Consider the following 18,558-nt stretch of genomic DNA (forward strand, 5'->3'; position numbering starts at 1 on the left):
AATGGGCCTGAAGAATTATTTTGAGAAGATAGAGCATCACTTCACGCCGGGCGGCAAACTGGAAAAGTGGTACCCGCTGTATGAAGCGACCACCACGGTGTTTTATACCCCCGGCACGGTGACGCGCGGCGCTTCGCACGTGCGCGACGCTATCGATTTGAAACGTATGATGATCCTGGTGTGGCTGGCGGTGTTCCCGGCGATGTTCTGGGGCATGTACAACGTCGGCCAGCAGGCGATCCCGGCGCTGCACCATCTGTACAGCGGCGACGCGCTGCAACAGGTGCTGGCGGGCGACTGGCATTATCGCCTGGCGCAGTGGCTCGGCGCCTCGCTGGCGGCCGACGCCGGCTGGGTCAGCAAGATGGTGCTGGGCGCCTGTTACTTCCTGCCGATCTACGCCGTGGTGTTCGTCGTCGGCGGCTTCTGGGAAGTGCTGTTCGCCATTATCCGCAAGCATGAGGTCAACGAAGGCTTCTTCGTCACTTCTATTCTGTTCGCGCTGATCGTGCCGCCGACCCTGCCGCTGTGGCAGGCCGCGCTGGGCATCACCTTCGGCGTGGTGGTGGCCAAAGAGATCTTCGGCGGCACCGGGCGCAACTTCCTCAACCCGGCGCTGGCCGGCCGCGCCTTCCTGTTCTTCGCCTATCCGGCGCAGATCTCCGGCGACTTGGTGTGGACCTCCGCGGACGGTTTCTCCGGTGCGACGCCGCTGGCGCAGTGGAGCGCAGGCGGGGCGCACAGCCTGAGCAACGTGGCCACCGGCCAGTCCATCAGTTGGCTGGACGCCTTCCTCGGCAACATTCCCGGCTCCATCGGTGAAGTCTCCACGCTGATGATCCTGATCGGCGGGGCGATTATCCTGTTCGGCCGCGTGGCCTCCTGGCGCATCGTCGCCGGCGTGATGCTCGGCATGGTGGCTTCCGCCCTGTTGTTCAACGCCATCGGTTCGGACACCAACCCGATGTTTGCTATGCCGTGGTACTGGCATCTGGTGCTGGGCGGCTTCGCCTTCGGCATGATCTTTATGGCGACCGACCCGGTTTCCGCCTCCTTCACCAATAAGGGGAAATGGTGGTACGGCATTCTGATCGGCGTGATGTGCGTGCTGATCCGGGTGGTCAACCCCGCCTATCCGGAAGGCATGATGCTGGCGATCCTGTTCGCCAACCTGTTCGCGCCGCTGTTCGATTACCTGGTGGTGCAGGCCAACATCAAGCGGAGAAAAGCCCGTGGCGAATGAAGCGAAAAACGACGGCATCGGTAAAACGCTGCTGGTAGTGCTGCTGCTGTGTCTGGTGTGTTCAGTGGTGGTGGCGGGCTCCGCCGTCGGCCTGAAGTCCAAACAGCAGGAGCAAAAGCTGCTCGACAAGCAGCGCAATATTCTCGACGTAGCCGGCCTGTTGCAGCCGAAGAAAATGGAGAGCGAGCAGGTCAAGCGCCTGTACAGCGAGCGCATCGAACCGCGCCTGGTGGATCTGAACAGCGGCGAATTTGTCGCCGGCAAGGCGGCGGCGTTCGATCTGGGCGCCGCGCTGCGCGACGACGCCAAAAGCGTGGCGTTGCCCGCGGGCGACGATCCGGCCGGCATCAAGCGCCGCAGCAACCAGGCGGAAATCTACCTGGTGCGCGATGAAAGCGGCCAGGTGAACAAGATTGTGTTGCCGGTATACGGCACCGGTCTGTGGTCGATGATGTACGCCTTCGTGGCATTGGATAACGACGGCAACACGGTCAAGGGCATCACCTACTACGACCAGGGGGAAACGCCGGGGCTGGGCGGTGAGGTCGAGAACCCGTCCTGGCGCCAGCAGTGGGTCGGCAAGCAGCTGTTCGACGACAACGGCCAGCCGGCGATCCGCGTGGTGAAAGGCGGCGCGCGTCAGGGGGACGTACACGGGGTGGATGGCCTGTCCGGCGCCACGCTGACCTCCAACGGCGTGCAGCATACGTTTGATTTCTGGTTGGGCGAGCACGGCTTCGGCCCGTTCCTGAAAAAAGTTCGTGAAGGAGCGTTGAAAAATGGCTGATTCCAAAGAGATAAAGCGGGTCCTGCTGGGGCCGCTGTTCGACAATAACCCGATCGCCCTGCAGGTGCTGGGCGTCTGTTCGGCGCTGGCGGTGACCACCAAGCTGGAAACGGCGGTGGTGATGACCATTGCGGTGACGCTGGTGACCGCGTTCTCCAGCTTCTTCATCTCGCTGATCCGTCATCATATTCCCAACAGCGTGCGCATCATCGTGCAGATGGCGATCATCGCCTCGCTGGTGATCGTGGTCGATCAGCTATTGCGCGCCTATGCGTTCGAGATCTCCAAGCAGCTGTCGGTGTTCGTCGGCCTTATCATCACCAACTGCATCGTGATGGGGCGGGCTGAGGCCTACGCCATGAAGTCGCCGCCGATCGAGAGCTTTATGGACGGCATCGGCAACGGGCTGGGTTACGGGGTGATCCTGGTGCTGGTCGGTTTCCTGCGCGAGCTGATCGGCTCCGGCAAGCTGTTCGGCGTTCCGGTGCTGGAAACGGTGCAGAACGGCGGCTGGTATCAGCCGAACGGCCTGTTCCTGCTGGCGCCGAGCGCGTTCTTCATCATCGGCCTGCTGATCTGGGTGCTGCGCACCCTGAAGCCGGCGCAGATCGAAAAGGAGTAAAGGCCGATGGAACACTATATCAGCCTGTTTGTGCGCGCGGTGTTCGTCGAGAACATGGCGCTGGCGTTCTTCCTCGGGATGTGTACTTTCCTGGCGGTGTCGAAGAAGGTGTCGACCGCCTTTGGCCTGGGCATCGCGGTGACCATCGTGCTCGGCATTTCGGTGCCGGTGAATAACCTGGTCTACAACCTGATCCTGCGCGACGGCGCGCTGGTGGAGGGCGTCGATCTGAGCTTCCTCAACTTCATCACCTTCATCGGCGTGATTGCGGCGCTGGTGCAGATTTTGGAGATGATCCTCGATCGCTTCTTCCCGTCGCTGTATAACGCGCTCGGCATCTTCCTGCCGCTCATTACCGTGAACTGCGCCATCTTCGGCGGCGTGTCCTTCATGGTGCAGCGCGACTACAACTTCGCCGAATCGGTGGTGTACGGCTTTGGTTCCGGCACCGGCTGGATGCTGGCGATCGTCGCCATGGCGGGGATCCGCGAAAAACTCAAGTATGCCAACGTGCCGGCAGGGCTGCGCGGTCTGGGCATTACCTTTATCACCACCGGACTGATGGCGCTGGGCTTCATGTCCTTCTCCGGTGTTCAGTTGTAAAGGCGGGAAGAATTTATGGAAATTATTTTAGGCGTAGCGATGTTCACCGCCATCGTGATGGTGCTGGTGTTGCTGATCCTGTTCGCCAAATCGAAGCTGGTGAACACCGGCGACATCGCGGTGGAAATCAACGGCGATCTGGATAAGAGCTTCCATGCGCCGGCGGGTGACAAGCTGCTCAACGTGCTCTCCAGCCAGGGGATCTTCGTCTCCTCGGCCTGCGGCGGCGGCGGTTCCTGCGGCCAGTGCCGGGTGGTGATCAAAGAGGGCGGCGGCGATATCCTGCCGACCGAGCTTTCGCACATCAACAAGCGCGAAGCGAAAGAAGGGTGCCGCCTGGCGTGCCAGGTGAACGTGAAGCAGAACCTGAAGATCGAGCTGCCGGAAGAGATCTTCGGCGTGAAGAAATGGGAGTGCGAGGTTATCTCCAACGATAACAAAGCCACCTTTATCAAAGAGCTGAAGCTGAAGATCCCCGATGGCGAAGACGTGCCGTTCCGCGCGGGCGGTTTCATCCAGATCGAAGCGCCGGCGCACGACATCAGTTACGCCGACTTCGACGTGCCGCAGGAGTATCGCGGCGACTGGGACAAGTTCAACCTGTTCCGCTACCGTTCGACGGTGAACGACACCACGGTGCGCGCCTACTCGATGGCCAACTACCCGGAAGAGAAGGGCATCATCATGCTCAACGTGCGTATCGCCACGCCGCCGCCGAACAATCCGGACGTGCCGCCGGGCATCATGTCTTCCTATATCTGGTCGCTGAAGCCGGGCGACAAGGTGACCATCTCCGGGCCGTTCGGCGAGTTCTTCGCCAAGGACACCGACGCCGAAATGATCTTTATCGGCGGCGGCGCGGGCATGGCGCCGATGCGTTCACACATCTTCGATCAGCTCAAGCGTTTGAACTCGAAACGCAAGATCACCTTCTGGTACGGCGCGCGTTCGCTGCGCGAGATGTTCTATGAAGACGACTTCAACCAGCTGCAGGCGGAGAACGAAAACTTCACTTGGCACGTGGCGCTGTCGGATCCGCAGCCGGAAGATAACTGGACCGGCTACACCGGCTTTATCCATAATGTTCTGCTGGAGAACTACCTGAAGAACCACCCGGCGCCGGAGGACTGCGAGTTTTACATGTGCGGGCCGCCGATGATGAACGCCGCGGTGATCAAGATGCTCAAAGATCTGGGCGTCGAAGACGAAAACATCATGCTGGATGACTTTGGTGGCTAAATGCGCGCATTGGCGATGAAGAACTGGCTGACGGGCGTGGCGCTGAGCGCCACCCTGCTGCTGACCGGCTGCGGGCCGGAACAGGTGGACCTGACGGGTAAAACCATGGGCACCTCGTATTCGATCCGTTACGTGACCGGCGAAGATACGCCGTCAGCGCGCGAGATGCAGGCGGAGATCGACAAACGGTTGGAGCAGGTGAACGATCAGATGTCCACCTACCGGCCGGATTCCGAGCTGAGCCGCTTCAACGCCAGCCGCGACATTGACCGGCCGTTCCCGGTTTCGCCGGCCACCGCCGAAGTGGTGCGCGAAGCGCTGCGCATCAACCGCGTCACCGATGGCGCGCTGGACGTGACCGTCGGGCCGCTGGTCAACCTGTGGGGCTTCGGCCCGGAAGGGCGGCCGGACAAAGTGCCGAGCGAGGCGGAGCTGGAGCATCGCCGCGCCTGGACCGGCGCCGACAAACTGTCGGTGCAGGGCAGCGCGCTGGTGAAAAGCATCCCTGAGCTGTACGTCGATCTGTCGTCGATCGCCAAAGGGTATGGCGTGGACGTGGTGGCGGAATATCTGCAGTCCCGGCATGTGAAGAACTACATGGTGGATATCGGCGGCGAGGTGCGCACGCGCGGGCATAACGGCGAACAAAAGCCGTGGCGCATCGCCATCGAGCGCCCGACCGCCGGTACGCAGCAGCAGGCGCAGCTGGTGATCCAACCCGGAGAGATGTCGATCGCCACCTCGGGTGACTATCGCAACTACTTCGAGCAAGACGGGGTGCGCTATTCGCACACCATCGATCCGGTCACCGGGCGCCCAATCCATCATCGGCTGGTGTCGATCACCGTGCTGAGCACGACCTGCATGACCGCCGACGGCCTGTCCACCGGCCTGAACGTGATGGGGCCGGAGCGCGGCATGGCGCTGGCCAACCTGCTCGGCATCCCGGTGTTCATGATCGTGAAAACCGCCGACGGCTTTGAGGAGCGTTATTCAGACGCGTTCAAGCCCTATCTGAAAAAGCGTTCGTGAGGTTGCTATGTTGACGGTATTCGCCGCTACCTTCGTGTTGTTTCTGCTGATCGTCGGCGGCATGTCGCTGGGCTATGTGTTCAAACGCAAAAGCCTGCAGGGCAGCTGCGGCGGCATCACCGCACTGGGCATGGAGAAAGTCTGCGACTGCCCGGAGCCGTGCGATGCGCGCAAAAAGCGCGAAGCCAAAGCGGCGCAGCGGCGCGAGCAGTTGGAAAAGCACCGCATTCTGTAGCTGTAGCGAAAACCCGGCCTTGGCCGGGTTTTTATTTCGCCTTGCGGAAGCTTTTCGCCTCGGCCGGTGAGTTGACCATCACGCCGTCGGCGCCCAGCGCCAGCGCCTGCTGATATTCCTGCGGCGAGTTGACCCCGAACAGGATGATGTGCGCCGGGCCCTGCGAGCGGAAACAGTCCATCGACTCTTTATCCCAGGTCAGAAATGCCTTCGAACGCCCTTCGCCGAGGGTATATTTCTCTACCACCTCCACCTCGCGTTTCAGCTCCAGCCCGTACCAGCGCGGCTGCCGGTTGTCCGGTTTGACGTCGCACTGGTGCGCCATGGTGACGTTGGCCAGCAGCGTGCGGGTCTCGTCGCGGCTTTCAAAGCGCGGGATGGCCGGCGGCAGCGCCTGCAGATATTTGGCGTCGGTAGAGTAGACGCGGGTGCGGTTCAGGCTGTTGGTGCTTTGCAACGTCGCCAGCAGCGCCTGGCCAAACTGCGCCGGATCGGCGTCCGGGGATTTGATGTCCAGATAAAAGGTGACGTGCGGAAACGCCTTCAGCACGTCGTCGAGGCGCGGAATGCCGATGCCCCGGCCGCGGAACGGGTGGGCGTCACCCTTGGCGAAGGCCCAGCCGGCGTCGGTCTCGGCCAGCTGCGCGGCGGTATAGGCAGAGACCGGGCCCTGCCGGTTGGTCAACGCTTTCAGATCCGAGGGGCGATACAGCACGATGACGCCGTCTTTGGATTCTTGCAGGGTGATCCAAATGGCGTCGGCGCCGTTTTTCAACGCCGTTTCGATAGCGATGCGGGTGTTTTCCGGCGCATCGGCGGTGCCGCCGCGGTGGGCGACGATCGCCGGCGCATGACCGGCGGCGGCGCTGGCCGCCAGCGCGCTCAGCGACACCGCGGAAGCCAGCAGCCAATGAGAAAATCTGATCATGTAGGGTACCTTGTCGTTATCGTTGTGGAGAGCCGCACGGGATGGCGGAAATCATACTATTGAAAAATTAAGCTTTTTTAACAACGCGGAAATATCTGGCGGAAACGCCGCTTTCCTCGAGCTCCGCGGCCTTGAGCTTTCGGTATCTGACTGTATACTTATACAGTATTACTGGAGGGTGCGATGCGTAAAATCATTCATGTCGATATGGACTGCTTCTTCGCGGCGGTGGAAATGCGCGACGATCCCAGCCTGCGCGATATCCCGCTGGCGATTGGCGGCAGCGCCGATCGGCGCGGGGTGATCAGCACCGCCAATTACCCGGCGCGGCGCTACGGCGTACACAGCGCCATGTCCACGGCGATGGCGCTCAAGCTGTGCCCGCATCTCACCCTGCTGCCGGGGCGCATGGCGGCCTATAAAGAGGCTTCGCTGCACATCCGCGAAATCTTCGCCCGCTATACCCCATTGATCGAGCCGTTGTCGCTCGATGAAGCCTATCTCGACGTGACCGACAGCCCGCAATGCAACGGTTCGGCGACGCTGATCGCTCAGGAGATCCGTCAGGCGATCGCCGACGAGCTGAACCTCACCGCGTCGGCCGGCGTCGCGCCGATCAAGTTTCTCGCCAAAATCGCCTCCGAGATGAACAAGCCGAACGGGCAATACGTGATCACGCCGGCGCAGGTGCCGGCGTTTTTGCAGCAGCTGCCGCTCAGCAAGATCCCCGGCGTCGGCAAGGTGACCGCCAAAAGGCTGGAGGAAGTGGGGCTTATCACCTGCGCCGACGTGCAGCAATATGATTTGGCGCAGTTGCTCAAGCGTTTCGGCAAGTTCGGCCGGGTGCTGTGGGAGCGGTGTCAGGGCATCGATCGGCGCGAAATCTCGGCGGAGCGGCTGCGCAAATCGGTGGGGGTGGAGCGCACGCTGGCGGAAGACATTCACGACTGGGAAGACTGCGAAACGCTGATTATCGACAAACTCTATCCCGAGTTGGAGATGCGGTTGCGCAAGGTAAAGCCGGATCTGCACATCGCCCGGCAGGGCGTGAAGCTGAAGTTTCAGGATTTTCAGCAAACCACCCAGGAGCACGTCTTCCCGGTGCTGAACCGGCAGGATTTGCTGGAGGTGGCGCGGCAGGCGTGGCGCGAGCGGCGCGAAGGGCGCGGCGTGCGGCTGGTGGGGCTGCATGTGACGCTGCTCGATCCGCAGTTGGAGCGGCAGCTGGCGCTGCCTTGGGAATAAAAAAGCCGGCGAGTCGCCGGCTTTTTGCGTTAAGCGCGCAGATTACGCGCGCTCAGGGATCGCTTTCAGCAGCGAGGTCAGCAGCTTCCAGTACAGACCGACGCTTTCGATATGCACTTGCTCATCCGGCGAGTGCGGGCCGGTGATGGTTGGCCCGATCGATACCATGTCCATGTTTGGATACGGCTTTTTGAACAGACCGCATTCCAGACCGGCGTGGATCACCATGATGTTCGGCGTCTTGTTGAACAGCTCCTGATACAGCTCGCGCACCAGGTGCATCACCGGCGAGTCGGCGTCCGGCTGCCAGCCCGGGTAGCCCCCCTTCGGCGCCACGTTGGCGCCGGCCAGCTGGCCCAGCGCGGTCAGCATCTCGACAACGTAATCTTTGCCGCTGTCGATCAGGGAGCGGATCAGGCAGATGATTTCCGCTTCGTTTTCGCTGGTGGTGACTACGCCGACGTTCAGCGAGGTTTCCACCACGCCTTTCACCGCGTCGCTCATGCGGATCACGCCGTTCGGCGTGCCGTTCAGTAGCGCCAGGAAGCGTTGCTGGCTGTCGGCGCTCAGCGCCTGCGAAGCGCTGGTGGTCGGCTCCAACAGCACGGTGATGTTCTTCTCTTTGGCGGAGAGTTCGTTCTGCAGCACGGCCAGGAACGCTTGGCTCAGCGCTTTCAGCGCGTCGGCTTTTTCTGCCGGCACCGCTACCACCGCGGAGGCTTCACGCGGGATGGCGTTGCGCAGGGTGCCGCCGTTCAGGTCCAGCACGCGCAGGTTCAGCGCCTCCGCATGGGCGAACAGGAAGCGCGCCAGCAGTTTGTTGGCGTTGCCCAGCCCGACGTGGATCTCGGCGCCGGAATGGCCGCCTTTCAGGCCCTTGAGGGTCAGCTTCAGGGTTTGGTAACCGGCCGGCACCGCTTCGCGCTGCAGCGGCAGGGTCGTGATGAAGTCGATACCGCCGGCGCAACCCATGTAGATTTCGCCTTCTTCTTCGGAATCGGTATTGATCAGGATGTCCGCCTGCAGCCAGTTCGGCTGCAGCCCGAAGGCGCCGTCCATCCCCGCTTCTTCGGTCATGGTCAGCAGAACTTCCAGCGGGCCGTGCTCAACGCTGTCGTCGGCCAGCACCGCCAGGGCGGAGGCCATGCCGATGCCGTTGTCGGCGCCCAGCGTGGTGCCGCGCGCTTTCACCCACTCACCGGCGATATAAGGCTGGATCGGATCCTTGGCGAAGTCGTGCACGGTGTCGTTATTCTTTTGCGGCACCATGTCCAGGTGCGCCTGCAGCGCCACCGGCTTGCGATTTTCCATGCCTTTGGTGGCCGGTTTGCGCAGCAGGATATTGCCGACCCGATCGCGCTCGGCGTGCAGGTTCTTTTCTTTGGCCCAGGTGAGGATGTGCTGCGCCAGCGCTTCTTCATGATAAGAAGGGTGCGGGATAGAACAGATCTTGGCGAAAATATCCCACAGCGGCTGTGGCGAAAGCTGAGACAATTCAGACACTATAAGTCTCCTGTGACGGCAAGCTCCGACAGGACGGGCGTGCCGCGCGGTTAAGGTGAGCGGGTATCTGTGCGTCGTGGCACGATCGTCAGAGAATATCACTTTATTTCCGGCGGTGCGCGCCCCGTATTGTGCGGTTTAAGCGCTTGATCACACGGCTTCGCTGCGGGAACGCTCGTTTTTTCAGCATCAATCACCGAAAAGCCGCCCGGCGGAAATCGCGAGGTTTTCCTCGGTACAGCTGGAATTCAACGCGGCCAGTCTCTATAATCTCGCGCAACCTTTTTTCCCCTGAACTATAAAGTAAGCCGCTTCACCAGCCGGCTGGGACACGATTCTATGAGCGAAAAATACGTTGTTACCTGGGATATGCTGCAAATACACGCACGCAAGCTGGCGCACCGCCTGCTGCCTGCCGACAAATGGACGGGCATCATTGCCGTCAGCCGCGGCGGCCTGGTGCCGGCGGGCCTGCTGGCGCGTGAACTGGGCATCCGCTATGTGGATACCGTCTGCATTTCCAGCTATGACCATGACAACCAGCGCGAAATGAAAGTGCTCAAGCGCGCCGAAGGCGACGGTGAAGGCTTCATCGTGGTGGACGATCTGGTGGATACCGGCGGCACCGCGAAAGCGATCCGCGACATGTACCCGAAAGCGCATTTCGTCACCATCTTCGCCAAGCCGGCGGGCCGTCCGCTGGTGGACGACTACGAGGTCGACATCCCGCAGGACACCTGGATCGAACAGCCGTGGGACATGGGCGTCAGCTTCGTTCCCCCTATCGGCGGTCGCTAAGTCCAGCCAGTTCCAGCCCAACGCCCGGTTATGCCGGGCGTTTGCGTTATCTTGGTTTATCCCGCCAGAGTTAGGTACACTACCTCCAGTTAAGTAGGCCTGTTGCGGCCTATCGCCAGATTTACGGAGGCTGTTGTTACCATGGCACAGGCCAACCTTTCTGAAATTCTTTTCAAGCCCAAATTCAAACATCCTGAAACCTCGACGCTGGTGCTGCGCGCGCGCAACAAAGTGAGCGCCGCCATGCATTCCGCATTGGAAGGCGACACCACCGGCAGCTGGTACCGCATGCTGAATCCGCTGCTGTGGGCCTGGCGCGGCGTCAGCCCGATCGAAATCCACGAAGTGTTGGCGCGTATCGCCGCCTCGGACGCCGAGCGCAGCAACCCGCAGCGGCTGGATACCGTGGTGGGCTACCGCAACGGCAACTGGATCTACGAGTGGATCCATCAGGGCATGCAGTGGCAGCAGCGGGCGACGGAGCAGCAGGATCCGCTGGTCGGCGGCGAGTACTGGCTGAAGGCCGCGAGCCTGTACAGCATCGCCGGTTACCCGCACCTGAAGGGCGACGAGCTGGCTGAACAGGCGGAGATGCTCGCCAACCGCGCTTACGAAGAGGCGGCGCTGCTGTTGCCGTATCAGCTGAAAGAGCTGGAGTTCCGCATCGAAGGCGGCGGCTGCGTCACCGGTTTCCTGCACATGCCCGAGAAGGGCGAAGCGCCGTTCCCGACGGTGCTGATGTGCGGCAGCCTCGATACGCTGCAGACCGACTATCACCGTCTGTTCCGCGACTACCTGGCGCCGCACGGCATCGCCATGCTGACGCTCGACATGCCGTCGATCGGCTCCTCCTGCAAGTGGAAGCTGACGCAGGACTCCAGCTACCTGCACCAACAGGTGCTGATCCAGCTGGCCTCGGTGCCGTGGGTGGATCATCAGCGGGTGAGCGCCTTCGGCTTCCGTTTCGGCGCCAACGTGGCGGTGCGATTGGCCTATCTGGAGCCGCAGCGGCTGCGCGGCGTGGCCTGCCTGGGGCCGGTGGTGCATCGCCTGCTGTGCGACAGCAGCACCCAGTTGAACGTGCCGGACATGTATATGGACGTGCTGGCCAGCCGCATGGGCATGGCCAATGCTTCAGACAATGTGCTGAAAGTGGAGTTGAACAGCTACTCGCTGAAAATGCAGGGGTTGCTGGGACGCCGTTGCCCGACGCCGATGATCTCCGGCTATTGGGAGCGCGATACGCTCAGCCCGAAAGAGGAGTCGCAGCTGATCGTCACCTCCTCGGTGAGCGGCAAGCTGGTCGCCATCCCGCGCACCCCGGTTTACGACAGCTTCCACCGGGCGTTGCTGCAGATGTCCGGTTGGCTGAAGGATAAAATGCGTTAATTAGTTGCTAAATTTTAACAGTTTGTTAAAAAGAGGGGTCTACATTGAGGAGGTTAGAGAATGACGTTACCGAGTGGTCACCCTAAAAGCCGACTAATGAAACGTTTTGCCAGCTTGGGGCCGTACCTGCGTGAAGGGCAATGTGAGAACGACCGGTTTTTCTTTGATTGTTTGGCCGTCTGCGTCAATGTGAAGCCCGCTCCGGAGAAGCGTGAGTTCTGGGGCTGGTGGATGGAGCTGCAGGCGGAAGAGGCGCGCTTCACCTATTCGTACCAATTCGGCCTGTTCGACAAGGAAGGCAACTGGACGACGCAAAACATTAAGGATGATGAAGTGAACGCCAAGCTGGAAGACACCCTGCGCGACTTCCATCGCCGCCTGGGCGAACTGCTGGCGACCATGGAACTGGGGCTGGAACCCGCCGATGATTTCAAAGAAAAACTGATCAAACTCTCCGCCTGACCCCGTTTGACCACGTATTGTGCTGATTTCGCGTTGTGCCTGTTGGCATAACGCGTCTCTCCTGTTACAAAGACCTTTGCACTCTTCTTCTCATCATTACACACGGCAGAAATACTATGAACGGCAGCCAGACATTGGTTGTGAAATTGGGCACCAGCGTGTTGACCGGCGGATCGCTGCGTCTGAACCGCGCCCACATCGTCGAATTGGTGCGCCAGTGCGCGCAGCAACACGCCGCGGGCCACCGCATCGTCATCGTCACCTCCGGCGCCATCGCCGCCGGGCGCGAGCACCTGGGCTATCCCGAGCTGCCCGCCACCATCGCCTCCAAGCAGCTGCTGGCGGCGGTGGGGCAGAGCCGGCTGATCCAGCTGTGGGAACAGCTGTTCTCCATTTACGGCATCCACGTCGGGCAGATGCTGCTGACGCGCGCCGATCTGGAAGACCGCGAGCGCTTCCTCAACGCGCGCGACACCATGACGGCGCTGCTGGACAACCGTATCGTGCCGGTAATCAATGAGAACGACGCCGTCGCCACTGCCGAAATCAAGGTGGGCGACAACGATAACCTGTCGGCGCTGGCGGCCATTCTGGCCGGGGCCGACAAACTGCTGCTGCTGACCGATCAGCAGGGCCTCTACACCGCCGATCCGCGCAACAACCCGCAGGCCGAACTGATCCGTGAAGTGCACGGCATCGACGACGCGCTGCGCGCCATCGCCGGCGACAGCGTCTCCGGCCTGGGCACCGGCGGCATGGGCACCAAGCTGCAGGCGGCCGACGTGGCCTGCCGCGCCGGCATCGACGTGGTGATCGCCGCGGGCAGCAAGCCGGGCGTGGTGGCGGACGTGATTGAAGGCAAACCGGTGGGCACCCGTTTCCACGCGCTGGAAACCCCGCTGGAAAACCGCAAGCGCTGGATCTTCGGCGCGCCGCCGGCCGGCGAGATCACCGTCGACGACGGCGCGGTGGAAGCGATGATGGCGCGCGGCAGCTCGCTGCTGCCGAAAGGCATCCGCGAAGTGAAGGGCGACTTCTCGCGCGGCGAAGTGATCCGCATCCGCAACCTGGCGGGGCGCGATCTGGCGCACGGCGTCAGCCGCTACAACAGCGACGCGATGCGCCAGATCGCCGGGCACCACTCGCAGGAAATCAGCGAAATCCTCGGTTATGAATACGGTCCGGTGGCAGTGCACCGCGACGATATGATTGTCAGTTAAGGAGTGAGCATGCTGGAGCAGATGGGGAAGGCCGCCAAGCAGGCCTCCTGGCAGCTGGCGGTGCTGAGCACGGCGAAGAAGAATCAGGTGCTGTCGGTGATGGCCGACAGGTTGGAAGCCAACAGTGAAGCGATCCTGCTGGCGAACGAACAAGACATGGCGCAAGCGCGCGCCACCGGCATGAGCGAAGCGCTGCTCGATCGTCTGCTGTTGACCCCGGCGCGGCTGGCGGCGATCGCCAACGATGTGCGCCAGGTGTGCCGTCTGAACGATCCGGTTGGCCACGTGCTGGACGGCAACCTGCTGGACAGCGGGCTGAAGCTGGAACGCCGCCGGGTGCCGCTCGGCGTGATCGGCGTTATTTACGAGGCGCGGCCTAACGTCACCATCGACGTCGCCAGCCTGTGCCTGAAAACCGGCAACGCGGTGATCCTGCGCGGCGGGAAAGAGACGCACAATACCAACCAGGCGACGGTGAAAGTGATCCAGCAGGCGTTGGAGCAGTGCGGCCTGCCGGCGGCGGCGGTGCAGGCGATCGACAGCCCGGATCGCGCGCTGGTGAACGAACTGCTGCGCCTGGATCGCTATGTCGACATGCTAATCCCGCGCGGCGGCGCCGGCCTGCACAAGCTGTGCCGCGAGCAATCGACCATCCCGGTGATCACCGGCGGCATCGGCGTGTGCCATACCTACGTGGATGCCGACGTTGATTTCGACAAGGCGCTGACGGTGATTGAAAACGCCAAGATCCAGCGCCCGAGCGCCTGTAACTCGCTGGAGACGCTGCTGGTGAACCGCAGCATCGCCGCCGAGTTCCTGCCGGCGCTGAGCGCCAAAATGGCGGCGGCGGGCGTGACGCTGCACGCGGCGGAAAACGCGCTGCCGCTGCTGCAGGGCGGCCCGGCGACGGTGGTGCCGGTGAACGCGGAGGATTACGACGACGAATGGCTGTCGCTGGATCTGAACGTGCTGCTGGTGGACGATATCGATCAGGCCATCGACCACATCCGCATCCACGGCACCAACCACTCCGACGCGATCCTCACCCGTTCGCTCAGCAGCGCCGAGCACTTCGTGCGCGCGGTGGACTCCTCGGCGGTGTACGTCAACGCCAGCACCCGCTTCACCGACGGCGGCCAGTTCGGCCTGGGCGCGGAAGTGGCGGTGAGCACCCAGAAACTGCACGCCCGCGGCCCGATGGGCCTGGACGCGCTGACCACTTACAAGTGGATCGGCTACGGCGACGATCTGGTGCGCAGCTAAGGCCGCATTGCGGTCATAAAGAGGTCAGGGCGCAGCATGCTGCGCCCTGATTGTTTTTGGAAGCGGGAAGCGCGGTGGCGTGATTGCTTGCAAAACAACCAAACGCCCCGGCGGCTATTGACTCATTTCGCGCGCAGGTCTACCTTGTTCAACGCACTTCCGGCTTGCCCCGCAGGCCCGGCTCGATGCCGATATAGCTCAGTTGGTAGAGCAGCGCATTCGTAATGCGAAGGTCGTAGGTTCGACTCCTATTATCGGCACCACTCTTTCTTCCTGTAACGTCCGCAATCATCCAAAAAAATATTAAATAACAATGCATTGACTGGGTTTTATGTCCGTGACTGTCCGGCGCTGTCCTGTGGAATCCAATATCAGGTGTGTGTAGAATTGCGTGTACTTCTGTTCGGTCTTGAATTTCTATACACATGCGACTTAATAACTTACAAATCCGGAATGCTAAACCCACCCCTAAACCTTACACGTTGAGTGATGGGTTGGGCTTATCCCTTTTGGTTGAACCCAATGGCAGCAAGAGCTGGCGCTTTCGTTATCGCTTTGCCGGTAAGCCCAAGATGATTTCATTCGGCGTCTATCCTGCCGTTTCGTTGGCCGATGCTCGGTTAAAGCGCGATGAATCCAGAAAGTTAGTTGCTGAGGGGCAGAACCCCAGCACAGTTCGTAAAGAGAAAAAGCTGGCGCAGCTATACGGGAATGCGAACACCTTTGAAGCGATCGCGAAGGAGTGGCATCAGTCCAAATTGGCGACGTGGTCAGCAGGGTATGCGGCCGATATCATGGACGCGTTCAACATTGATATTTTCCCCTATCTGGGACAGCATCCCATTTCGGCGATAAAGCCGCTTGAGCTACTCACAGTGCTTCGCAAAATTGAGGCGCGTGGGGCGCTTGAGAAAATGCGTAAGGTCAGACAGCGCTGCGGTGAGGTCTTCCGATATGCCACGGCAACCGGGCGAGCGGAGTTCAACCCAGCCGCCGATCTCTCCAGCGTTTTGATTAGCCCAAAATCTACTCATTATCCTTTTTTATCCGTTGATGAAATCCCCGATTTTCTTGCGGCGCTGGAGATGTACTCCGGCAGTCGGTTGGTACAGCTGGCGACGAAGTTACTGATGTTGACCGGAGTCAGGGGTATTGAGCTGCGCATGGCGCAATGGCATGAGGTTGATCTGGATAACGCGCTTTGGGAAATTCCGCAGGAGCGCATGAAAATGCGTCGAGCCCATCTCGTACCATTATCGACACAGGCTGTGGCTATATTGAATGAGCTGAAGACGCTTACGGGTAACTATCGCTATGTTTTCTCGGGACGGAATGATGTGAACAAACCGATGAGCGAAGCGAGTATCAACCAGCTCCTCAAGCGTATCGGTTATCACGGTCGGCTCACTGGCCACGGCTTCAGGCACATGATGTCCACGATTTTGCATGAGCAGGACTTTAATACCGCTTGGATAGAGATGCAGCTTGCCCACGTGGACAAGAACGCCATTCGCGGCACTTACAACCACGCTCAGTACCTTGAGAAACGCCGTGACATGTTGCAGTGGTACGCCGATTTTATTGCGGGCCTGGCCCAGCACTCTTAGCGCCAATAAATCGTTAAAACCCACTGGCGCGCAATGCTACCCCCGCCACGCCTGCCCGCTTTATGTGTCGCTTTTCATGCAGGTGCATGAGAGACCGCAGGCCGCGCTGCTACTGGTGCGGCAGGGGGTAAAAAATGCATTTTCTTGCATGCAAAATCATGCACTCTATGCATGCACGCGTTCTTTGACACCCGCTAGCCAGGAAAAAGGCTGTTTTTGGGGGGAAGGATTGGGGGCGCGTGATGGAAGCGGGCGTGATTATCCCATCATAGCGAGGCCAGAGATGGCGTCTTACGCCGCCTTTCTTCCCGTCTGTGTTTTTGTTATGTGGCTGCCTCAGATATTGATTGCAAAATCACCTTTGCGATTTTAGTTCTTATTTAAACTATTCACCACTGTTCACTTAAATAAAAATACAGTTAAATCAATTAATAAAGCTATGATGGGTCACTTCTGCACTCATCACCCGGTGTTCACTGCTGTTCACTCGGCTAAAAAGGGCCTTTTCTCTGGCTAGCCTGTGGTTGTGCCTGTACGCCTGTTTCTGCCTATTAATAAACGGCTATTCATGGCTCGTTCATTTCTTTGGGTTTGCCAAGGTTTGCCAATAAAGGTCAATATTAACCTATATGCCCATTTGGTTGAAAAATAGGCATAAAAGCTGTCCCACCACACAACAACGCCTTGTTGCCACCCCGATAAATATTCACATAATAGGGCGCTACCGAAGTTCACACAGTCCCGGCCAGCGTTGGTCGGACACAAAGAGGTAGCGTTTTATGTTGACCGTTTCCACCCCCATCCCATCTACCCCGTCGCCGGTGCCTCAAAACGGCTATACCCCGCGCGAGCGCTTTATCCGCCTGCCGGAGGTGCTCTACACCACCGGTCTGTCCCGCTCCACCGTGTACGAGATGATGAGCCGCCGGCAGTTCCCGGTTCAGGTTTCCCTTGGCGGTAAGAACGTCGCCTGGCTGGCCTCCGAGGTCGAACAGTGGATGGACGAACGTATCGCCAACCGTCATCAGGGGAGCGCTGAGTGATGCAGTTAACCCTCGGTCGACACAGTTTCACCTTGAGCGATAACGACGCCTTATTTGTGGCGGAAGCGATCTTGTTGCAGCGCAAACACCCGGACATCGTTTTACCGGTCCACTACAGCGAAAAGCACGGCGTGATCCGTCTTATGAAGCGCCAGACCGAAGTGAGTCTGTTCCATGTCGGCGAAGTGGTTGATCACTATGCGATCGATTGAACGTCCGGGGGCGTCTTACGGCTTGCCCCCACGTCCGGCCCTGCGCTATAGTCCTCCCGCTGCCGCAAAATCGGCAGCCGGGCGTAGGAACCCGTGTTACTTATTGGCGACACAACACGCGCCAGGCGTGTTTTTTTATGTCGTGGCCTTAGTGTGCTCATTTTTTGCGCGGTGGATGTTATGCTATCGCAGCAGTCAATCAATGGTGGCTCAGGCGGGGCAGCCTTCGGGCTGGCCGGTTTCCAATAAGGCCGGTATTCCTACCCCCGTCTGGGCTACCACCCATAAGTGTAGGAACTTCGGTGGTAGCAATAACCAAAACTTATTGGAGGCTGCCACCATGGCTACGACCCTCACCCCGACTCACCCGACATTCTGCTTTCTGTTCGCGGCCGTACGCCGTTCTGCTCTGACGGCTTCGCCCCGTATGGTGCGCACCGTGGCGGATAGCGAACGCAATGCCCGCCGCGTGCTGGCCCGTGATTACGTGTTGTCCTTTGCCGGTCGTCTGCCGGTTAAGGCGGCAGCATGAACACCCTGGCCGACCGCTACTACCGCGACACCCATTACCCTATCCCGCACGCCGATTTTCTGCGTCTCCAGCATGCGCACGCCACCGGCGTGCTGTTCCTTGACCTGCTGGACACCCTTGACCTCGGTGGGCAGCGTCCCGATGCCACGCAACAGGCGTCGTTTGCTTCGGTCATTGCTTTGCTGACCGACCAGCTCGGCCACGTCGTCAACACCTGTGAAACCCAAATCCTTACCCGCATGGAGGCCACTGCCGCATGAACACCTCATCCTGTTTACCGATTGAAGTCCGCACCGCCGTTTTCCGCCGCGCCGTGGCGCAAGCCTATCTGGACACCTGCGCCTTTTACCGGGTGAGCCTCGGGTTCACGCTGGACGAGTTGCAGATGACGATTGCTCTGCGCCTGGAGGGGCACTTTGTGCGTCAGTACGGCGCAGAAGACGGCATGGATATGGCATGTACGATGCTGAGCGACATGGTGCAGCCGGACGTTCTGGTGGCCGCGCCGCGCCTGACCGCGCTGGGGCAAAAGATGATGGACGAGCTGTGCTGCGAGCGCCTGTCGGCGGCACAGCATGCCACCGTACACTGAGGA

21 protein-coding genes and 1 tRNA gene are annotated in these 18,558 nt (G+C 60.4%); 20 read left to right on the plus strand and 2 right to left on the minus strand.

Annotated features, from left to right (window positions below):
• The first annotated feature begins 1 nt into the window (after position 1).
• The 7 genes from ACSBQV_RS23150 to nqrM are packed head-to-tail and all read left to right on the plus strand — an operon-like array spanning position 2 to position 5,761.
• Positions 2–1,243: an NADH:ubiquinone reductase (Na(+)-transporting) subunit B gene (locus ACSBQV_RS23150; RefSeq protein WP_016928991.1), complete on the plus strand. Its 1,242-nt coding sequence runs from the start codon at positions 2–4 to the stop codon at positions 1,241–1,243.
• Positions 1,233–2,030, plus strand: coding sequence for a Na(+)-translocating NADH-quinone reductase subunit C (locus ACSBQV_RS23155; RefSeq protein WP_099785065.1), 798 nt, complete (start codon positions 1,233–1,235; stop codon positions 2,028–2,030). Before ACSBQV_RS23150 ends, ACSBQV_RS23155 begins: the two co-directional genes overlap by 11 nt.
• A complete protein-coding gene (locus tag ACSBQV_RS23160) occupies positions 2,023–2,652 on the plus strand; it encodes an NADH:ubiquinone reductase (Na(+)-transporting) subunit D (protein ID WP_004930232.1) in 630 nt (209 codons plus the stop codon). The genes ACSBQV_RS23155 and ACSBQV_RS23160 overlap by 8 nt, the downstream gene beginning before the upstream one ends.
• Before the next feature lie 6 nt (positions 2,653–2,658).
• Complete coding sequence (gene nqrE / locus ACSBQV_RS23165; protein WP_004930235.1) at positions 2,659–3,255, plus strand: NADH:ubiquinone reductase (Na(+)-transporting) subunit E; 597 nt, start codon at positions 2,659–2,661, stop codon at positions 3,253–3,255.
• 15 nt (positions 3,256–3,270) lie between these two features.
• Positions 3,271–4,494: an NADH:ubiquinone reductase (Na(+)-transporting) subunit F gene (nqrF, locus tag ACSBQV_RS23170; protein ID WP_033634097.1), complete on the plus strand. Its 1,224-nt coding sequence runs from the start codon at positions 3,271–3,273 to the stop codon at positions 4,492–4,494.
• Positions 4,495–5,526, plus strand: coding sequence for an FAD:protein FMN transferase (locus tag ACSBQV_RS23175; protein WP_099785063.1), 1,032 nt, complete (start codon positions 4,495–4,497; stop codon positions 5,524–5,526). It abuts the gene before it with no gap.
• Positions 5,527–5,533: 7 nt separating this feature from the next.
• Positions 5,534–5,761, plus strand: coding sequence for a (Na+)-NQR maturation NqrM (gene nqrM, locus ACSBQV_RS23180; RefSeq protein ID WP_016928987.1), 228 nt, complete (start codon positions 5,534–5,536; stop codon positions 5,759–5,761).
• 31 nt (positions 5,762–5,792) lie between these two features.
• On the opposite strand, the gene ACSBQV_RS23185 is transcribed toward nqrM, so the two are convergent.
• Positions 5,793–6,689, minus strand: a complete 897-nt coding sequence (locus tag ACSBQV_RS23185) for a glycerophosphodiester phosphodiesterase family protein (protein WP_099785061.1) — start codon at positions 6,687–6,689, stop codon at positions 5,793–5,795.
• Positions 6,690–6,872: 183 nt separating this feature from the next.
• On the opposite strand from ACSBQV_RS23185, the gene dinB reads away from it, so the two are divergent.
• Positions 6,873–7,934 (plus strand): DNA polymerase IV, encoded by a 1,062-nt coding sequence (gene dinB, locus ACSBQV_RS23190; protein ID WP_033641978.1) that lies wholly within the window; start codon positions 6,873–6,875, stop codon positions 7,932–7,934.
• Positions 7,935–7,976: 42 nt separating this feature from the next.
• Here the strand turns inward: dinB and pepD are convergent, their stop codons facing one another.
• Positions 7,977–9,437 carry a beta-Ala-His dipeptidase gene (gene pepD, locus ACSBQV_RS23195; protein WP_099785059.1) on the minus strand — a complete coding sequence of 487 codons (1,461 nt, stop codon included), beginning with the start codon at positions 9,435–9,437 and terminating at the stop codon, positions 7,977–7,979.
• Positions 9,438–9,776: 339 nt separating this feature from the next.
• On the opposite strand from pepD, the gene gpt reads away from it, so the two are divergent.
• From gpt to ACSBQV_RS23255, 12 genes are all read left to right on the plus strand, one after another.
• Positions 9,777–10,235, plus strand: a complete 459-nt coding sequence (gpt, locus tag ACSBQV_RS23200; RefSeq protein ID WP_033651025.1) for a xanthine phosphoribosyltransferase — start codon at positions 9,777–9,779, stop codon at positions 10,233–10,235.
• A 141-nt stretch (positions 10,236–10,376) separates the two neighbouring features.
• Complete coding sequence (frsA, locus tag ACSBQV_RS23205) at positions 10,377–11,624, plus strand: esterase FrsA (RefSeq protein WP_099818080.1); 1,248 nt, start codon at positions 10,377–10,379, stop codon at positions 11,622–11,624.
• A gap of 60 nt (positions 11,625–11,684) precedes the next feature.
• Positions 11,685–12,086, plus strand: coding sequence for a sigma factor-binding protein Crl (crl, locus tag ACSBQV_RS23210; RefSeq protein WP_033651027.1), 402 nt, complete (start codon positions 11,685–11,687; stop codon positions 12,084–12,086).
• Positions 12,087–12,202: 116 nt separating this feature from the next.
• Positions 12,203–13,306 carry a glutamate 5-kinase gene (gene proB / locus ACSBQV_RS23215; protein ID WP_099785055.1) on the plus strand — a complete coding sequence of 368 codons (1,104 nt, stop codon included), beginning with the start codon at positions 12,203–12,205 and terminating at the stop codon, positions 13,304–13,306.
• A gap of 9 nt (positions 13,307–13,315) precedes the next feature.
• Positions 13,316–14,569: a glutamate-5-semialdehyde dehydrogenase gene (gene proA, locus ACSBQV_RS23220; protein ID WP_168177225.1), complete on the plus strand. Its 1,254-nt coding sequence runs from the start codon at positions 13,316–13,318 to the stop codon at positions 14,567–14,569.
• A 187-nt stretch (positions 14,570–14,756) separates the two neighbouring features.
• Positions 14,757–14,832 (plus strand) — tRNA-Thr (locus ACSBQV_RS23225).
• Between the two features lie 162 nt (positions 14,833–14,994).
• A complete protein-coding gene (locus ACSBQV_RS23230) occupies positions 14,995–16,176 on the plus strand; it encodes a tyrosine-type recombinase/integrase (RefSeq protein WP_046688294.1) in 1,182 nt (393 codons plus the stop codon).
• Positions 16,177–16,955: 779 nt separating this feature from the next.
• Positions 16,956–17,219 (plus strand): helix-turn-helix transcriptional regulator, encoded by a 264-nt coding sequence (locus ACSBQV_RS23235; RefSeq protein ID WP_063990842.1) that lies wholly within the window; start codon positions 16,956–16,958, stop codon positions 17,217–17,219.
• Entirely contained in the window at positions 17,219–17,431 is a 213-nt protein-coding gene (locus ACSBQV_RS23240) for a hypothetical protein (RefSeq protein WP_232092559.1), read from the plus strand. The genes ACSBQV_RS23235 and ACSBQV_RS23240 overlap by 1 nt, the downstream gene beginning before the upstream one ends.
• Positions 17,418–17,963 (plus strand): host cell division inhibitor Icd-like protein, encoded by a 546-nt coding sequence (locus tag ACSBQV_RS23245; protein ID WP_089194316.1) that lies wholly within the window; start codon positions 17,418–17,420, stop codon positions 17,961–17,963. Before ACSBQV_RS23240 ends, ACSBQV_RS23245 begins: the two co-directional genes overlap by 14 nt.
• Positions 17,960–18,223, plus strand: coding sequence for a hypothetical protein (locus tag ACSBQV_RS23250; protein ID WP_089194317.1), 264 nt, complete (start codon positions 17,960–17,962; stop codon positions 18,221–18,223). Before ACSBQV_RS23245 ends, ACSBQV_RS23250 begins: the two co-directional genes overlap by 4 nt.
• Positions 18,220–18,555 (plus strand): DUF5375 family protein, encoded by a 336-nt coding sequence (locus ACSBQV_RS23255; RefSeq protein ID WP_089194318.1) that lies wholly within the window; start codon positions 18,220–18,222, stop codon positions 18,553–18,555. The genes ACSBQV_RS23250 and ACSBQV_RS23255 overlap by 4 nt, the downstream gene beginning before the upstream one ends.
• The last annotated feature ends 3 nt before the right edge of the window (positions 18,556–18,558 follow it).

The organism is Serratia sp. B501, assembly GCF_051172315.1.
Lineage (GTDB): Bacteria > Pseudomonadota > Gammaproteobacteria > Enterobacterales > Enterobacteriaceae > Serratia > Serratia ureilytica.